This is a genomic window from Streptomyces phytophilus (assembly GCF_013870535.1).
GTDB lineage: Bacteria > Actinomycetota > Actinomycetes > Streptomycetales > Streptomycetaceae > Streptomyces > Streptomyces phytophilus.
In genome coordinates this window covers 1-5,238 of record NZ_JACBXC010000347.1, presented here as the reverse complement: position 1 = coordinate 5,238, position 5,238 = coordinate 1, and the positions used below count along the sequence as shown (strand labels likewise).

4 protein-coding genes are annotated in these 5,238 nt (G+C 72.1%); 2 read left to right on the top strand and 2 right to left on the bottom strand.

Going from position 1 to position 5,238, the window contains the following annotated elements; translation table 11 throughout:
• Nucleotides 1-331: 331 nt before the first annotated feature.
• Both H5J30_RS16620 and H5J30_RS16615 read right to left on the bottom strand, forming a co-directional pair.
• Nucleotides 332-1,186 carry a geranyl diphosphate 2-C-methyltransferase gene (locus H5J30_RS16620; RefSeq protein WP_181788209.1) on the bottom strand — a complete coding sequence of 285 codons (855 nt, stop codon included), beginning with the start codon at nucleotides 1,184-1,186 and terminating at the stop codon, nucleotides 332-334.
• A gap of 180 nt (nucleotides 1,187-1,366) precedes the next feature.
• On the bottom strand, nucleotides 1,367-2,539 hold the full coding sequence (locus tag H5J30_RS16615) for a family 2 encapsulin nanocompartment cargo protein terpene cyclase (protein ID WP_181788208.1): 1,173 nt from the start codon (nucleotides 2,537-2,539) through the stop codon (nucleotides 1,367-1,369).
• 223 nt (nucleotides 2,540-2,762) lie between these two features.
• Between H5J30_RS16615 and H5J30_RS16610 the strand changes: the two genes are divergently transcribed.
• Nucleotides 2,763-3,386: a TetR/AcrR family transcriptional regulator gene (locus H5J30_RS16610; RefSeq protein WP_181788207.1), complete on the top strand. Its 624-nt coding sequence runs from the start codon at nucleotides 2,763-2,765 to the stop codon at nucleotides 3,384-3,386.
• A gap of 153 nt (nucleotides 3,387-3,539) precedes the next feature.
• Nucleotides 3,540-5,069 (top strand): MFS transporter, encoded by a 1,530-nt coding sequence (locus tag H5J30_RS16605; RefSeq protein WP_181788206.1) that lies wholly within the window; start codon nucleotides 3,540-3,542, stop codon nucleotides 5,067-5,069.
• The last annotated feature ends 169 nt before the right edge of the window (nucleotides 5,070-5,238 follow it).

The following is a 5,238-nucleotide window of genomic DNA, read 5'->3' as shown; positions in this document are numbered from 1 at the left end:
GCGGGGACGGCGTCGCCCCAGAGGCCGTCGGCGAGCAGCACCGTGCCGACGTACCGGCCGGGGTCGAGTGCCAGCCGTACGAGCAGGGCGCGCAGCCGGCCGCCGGCGATCTCCACCGGCACCCCGCCGACCGCCACCTCCAGCGGACCCAGCACCCCAATGCGCACGTACGCCAGCCTCTCACGCACTCCGTGAGCGGCCGATCACCTTTTGCCCGCCCCTGAACCGCGGGCCTGCCCCGGCGCCGGCGCGGACGCGGACACCGGCGCCGGGCCGCCCCGGTGGGTCCCGCCGGCCGCGGGCGCCCACCGGGCGAGCCGGTCGGGTCTGGTCAGACCCGATCCGCGGCGATCAACAGGTACTGGAAGCTCCCGCTGCGGTACGCCGTGAGGAACACCTCCTCGATCCCCGTGGCCACCGACGACTTGGCCCGCAGCTCCCAGTACGGGATCGTCGCCTCGGTCAGGTCGACGACCGCCGCGGGCACCAGCCGGTTCGCCACCATCTCCTTGAAGTACGTCGACCTCGGGTGGACGTTGCAGATGTAGTGCGCGTTGATCTGGCTCACGGCGCGGGACGGCAGCCCGTAGGCGTCGTTGTAGCAGCCGGTGATGGTCACGTACCGGCCGCCGCGGGTGAGCAGCCGGGAGTGCTCTTTGAAGAGCTGGGCCAACTCCACGTACATCGTGCTCTCGTTGTTCCAGATGCCGCGGAACGCGCCTGTGTCGAAGCCCGTGTCGAGCATGTTCTTCAGGTGGAACCGCACCGAGCTGCCCAGGCCGCGGCGCTGCACCTGGTCGTTGGCGAAGGAGACCTGCGACTGCGAGATCGAGATGCCGTCGACGCGGCAGCCGAATCGTTCGTGCGCCATGAAGCTCGACCCGCCGCGGCCGGAGCCGGCGTCCAGCAGCCGGGCGGAGGCGTCGGGCTCGCCGAGGTGGTCCAGCAGAAGGGTGGCCTGCGCCGTCTCCAGGCGGTGCATCTCCGCGATGATCCGCGCTTCCCTGGTCTCCTCCGGGCCCGTCAGCACGGACTGGTCGACGTCCCCGATGCCGTAGTGGTGGTGGTACGTCCCGCTGACGTCGCCGAGCTTGAGGTTGACCGGGTCCTTCTCCCGGTTCCAGTAGTCGGCGATGGAGTGCTGGTACGGGCTGGTGAGGACGTTCGTGTCGGCGGCAGCCGCCATGGTCGTTCTCCTTCTGAGGGCGTGCTTTGAGCGTGCTGAAGCGTGCAAGGGCTGCTGAGGCTGTTCGAGGGGTGGTCCGGGACGTGCCGGTGCGGGACGCGTGGGCCGGACTCGCGGACCCGCGGATGCGTCGGGGACGGAAGGGGGCCGGAGGGGGACGGGCGGGACGGGCCGGGCGGGTCAGGCGGTCCGGTAGCGCGCGCTGGTGGCGTGCCACTCCTTGCAGCCGCCCATCCAGGCCCACACCCCGGCCAGGAAGCGGCCGAGGTGCGGTGAGCCGGCGGCGGTCAGCGCCGCGGCCTCCGCCTCGTAGGTGTGCATCAGCTCGTCGTGGATCAGGGCCGTCCGGTCCACGGCCTCCTGGAGGGTGCAGCCTTCTTCGGCGGCGATCAGATTGGGCAGGTTCGTGTCCGTGGGGTCTTCCTTTCCCATCGAGTACAGGTCGTTGAGGAGCACGCTGGCGGTGCCGGCGTAGAGGTACGTGCGGCGCACCCGGGCGTCGGCGAACTCGTCGGGCGGCAGCTCGTACCCGCTGACGGGGTCCACGAGGACCATGCACGGGAAGAAGGCGTTCTCGTAGCGGTGCAGCAGGTACTCCCACACCGCCGGGGTGCGCGCCGAGGAGCGCCACTCGGCCTCCTGGCCGTACCCGACGAACATGACCGCCAACTCGTGCCGCAGCCGGGCGACCTGGGTGGGGCTCGCGTACCGCGAGAGGTGCGCGAGGGCGGAGCGGAACGCGCGCAGCACCGGCTCGCGCTGGACGGTCTCCTCGAACTGCGGCATGTAGCGCGCGGGGAGCCGCACGGGGTCGATGACCGCGTGCGCCAGCGCCATCCGCTCGCCGAGCAGGGCGGGGTCCGGGTCCTCTCCCTCGTCCACCCAGTGGTCGTCGACGGACCACTCGGACAGGCCGCACTTGGCGGCGGCGAGCAGCCGGTCGGGGTCGTCGCAGTCGGGGTGGGCGAGCATGAAGAGGCTGCCGAACTGGTGGGAGCGCAGCCGCTCGATGCGGCCGGTGAAGATGCCGATCTCCTCGGCCCACTCGACCAGGCGCTCGTTGACCTCCTCGCCGAGCGCGGGGTCGTTGCGGAGGGCGTCGGGGCAGTACAGCGGCGGGATCCGCAGGCCGCCGTGCTCGGTGCCGCCGTCGGGCGGGGGCGCGGTGCCGGGACCGGGTCCGGTGCCGGACGCCGGCTCGGGGTCCGGTTCCGTACGGGCGGAGGGCTCTGCCTCGGGCGGCGGGACGAGGTGCGGTACGAACCCGGCCAGCGGGTGCGCGGCGGCGATGCCGAGGCCGGTGGGGCCGGGGGGCAGGAGGGCGCGGAGGGCTTCTGCGGGTGCTCCGGTCATACGCGGCACCCGGCCTCCGCGGAGGCCGGCGAGGAGATCGTCATACTTCGACGCTAGGCATCTGCGCCGAGTGCGGCAATCGCTCGAAAGAGTATGCATAAAAGGGGGATTGGCAGGGTGGGGACGCCGCCGTGAAGTCGCCGGGTGAAACGGTTGCGTTTCACCCGGCCGCGATCTAGCGTGGCCGGTACGAAACCGTTCCGTACGGATAGGATCGCCCGTCATGCCCGGCAGACCCGTGGGCCAGTTCCCCGGCCAGACCTCCGACGCCCGGATCCGCCGCCCCCGCATGACCCCCGAGCGCGAGCGCGAGCTGCTGGAAGCCGTGCTGGGCGTGCTGCGCGAGTCGGGGTACGAGGCGCTGTCGATGGACCTCGTCGCGACCCGTGCGCGGTGCAGCAAGGCGACCCTGTACCGGCAGTGGCACAGCAAGGCGGAGATGGTCGTGGCCGCGATGATCGCGAACCGGCCCGTGGACCCCGGCGCCGTGGACACCGGCTCCCTCCGCGGCGATCTGATCAGTCTCGTCGAGGAGTTGTCCACCACCGCGGAGAAGGACACCGCGCTGATCGCCGCGATACACCACGCCGCGCTCACCGACGGCGACCTGGCCGCGACCCTGCACACCTCCCTCGCGGACTACGAGCTGACGCACCTGTCCGGGCTGCTCGACCGCGCGGTGGAGCGCGGCGAGCTGCAAGGGCAGCCGGGCGCGGCCGAGTTCCTGCCGCAGTTGCTGTTCGGCGCGGTCGTCATACGCCCGCTGATCGACGGGGCGTTCGCCGATTCCACGTACCTCGCCCGGTTCGTCGACCTGGTGGTCCTGCCGGCGCTGCGCCACTCCTGACCCGTACGCCCCGCACCGTCCCGCAGGCAGCCGTGCGCCGCCCGCCGGCCGGTGCCCTCGCACTCGGCCCGCGCCTTACGCATACCCCTACCCCGTACCTGTACGCGCCGAGTCCGGCCCTCCGAGCATCCGACCCCCCACACGGAGCCCGTCATGTCCCGTACCCGTGCCGAAGCCGGCAGCGGTCCCCCCGACGACCCCGGCCCGGCCGGCGCCGCCGACCCGTCCCACGACGAGCGCAGCCACCGCCACCGGTGGCTGATCCTCGGCGTCCTCGGCCTCGCCCAGCTGATGGTCGTCCTCGACGTGACCATCGTGAACATCGCCCTGCCGTCCGCCCAGGCCGACCTCGACTTCTCCAACGGCGACCGGCAGTGGGTCGTCACCGCGTACTCGCTGGCCTTCGGCAGCCTCCTGCTCCTCGGCGGCCGCATCGCCGACCTCGTCGGCCGCAAGGTCACCTTCCTCATCGGCCTCGTCGGCTTCGCCGCCGCGTCCGCGGTGGCCGGCGCCTCCGTGAACTTCGACATGCTCATCAGCGCGCGCGCCTTCCAGGGCGCCTTCGGCGCGCTCCTGGCGCCGTCCGCGCTGTCGCTGCTGACGACGACGTTCACCGACCCGGGCGAGCGGGCCAAGGCGTTCAGCGTCTACGGCGCCGTGTCCGGCGCGGGCGGCGCCATCGGCCTGCTGCTGGGCGGCGTGCTCACCGAGTACCTGGACTGGCGCTGGACGCTGTACGTGAACGTGGTCCTCACCGTCGTCGCCTTCAGCCTGGCCTCCGCGCTGCTGACCCACACCGCGCGCGACCGGAGCGTCCGGCTCGACGTGCCCGGCACGGCCCTGGTCACCGCCGGACTGTTCTGCGTCGTCTACGGCTTCTCCAACGCCGAGCACCAGGACTGGGGTGCGCCCGCCACCTGGGGGCTGCTGATCATCGGCGCCGTGCTGCTGACCGTGTTCGCCTGGTGGTCGACCCGCAGCGCGCATCCCCTGCTGCCGATGCGCATCGTCACCGACCGCAACCGCGGCGCGTCCTTCCTCGGCATGCTGATCTCCGCCGGCGGGATGTTCGGCGTCTTCCTGTTCCTCACGTACTACCTGCAGACGGGTCTGGACTACACGCCGATCGACTCCGGCGTCGCCTTTCTGCCGATGGTCGGCGGCCTGGTGATCGCCGCGACGCTCGCCACCAACGTCCTCGTACCGAGCATCGGGCCGCGGCTGGTGGTGCCGGTGGGCATGGCGATCGCGACGGTCGGCATGGTGTGGATGACGACGCTGGACCTGAGCAGTTCGTACGCGGCGCACATCCTGCCGATGACCGTGATCGTCGGCTTCGGCCTCGGGCTCGTCGTGGCGACGGCGATGAGCCTGGGCACGCTGGGCGTCTCCGTGCACGACGCGGGCGTGGCCTCCGCGACGGTCAACGCCATGCAACAGGTCGGCGGCTCCATCGGCATCGCCCTGCTCAACACCATCTCCGCGAGCGCCGCCACCGACTACGTCTCCGGGCGCAATCCCAAGGACCCGGCCGTGCGGGCGCAGGCGGCGCTGGAGAGCTACCACACCGCGTTCTGGTGGTCGGCGGGCTTCTTCGCCGTCGGCGCCCTGGTGACCGTGTTCCTTTACCGGTCCGGCGCACCACGGGAGCTGAAGGGCGGGGCACCCACGATCCACATGTGAGCCCCGCCCGCGCCCGGTCCACGCCTCCCTGCCCGCGCGCACCTGCACGCGCGCGGGGTGCCGCGCCCCGGCAGCTCACACGACGAGCAGCGACTTGCCCACCGTCGCCCGCCGGGCGAGCGAGGCGTGCGCCTCCTCGGCGTGCTCCAGCGGGTACGTCGCGCCGATC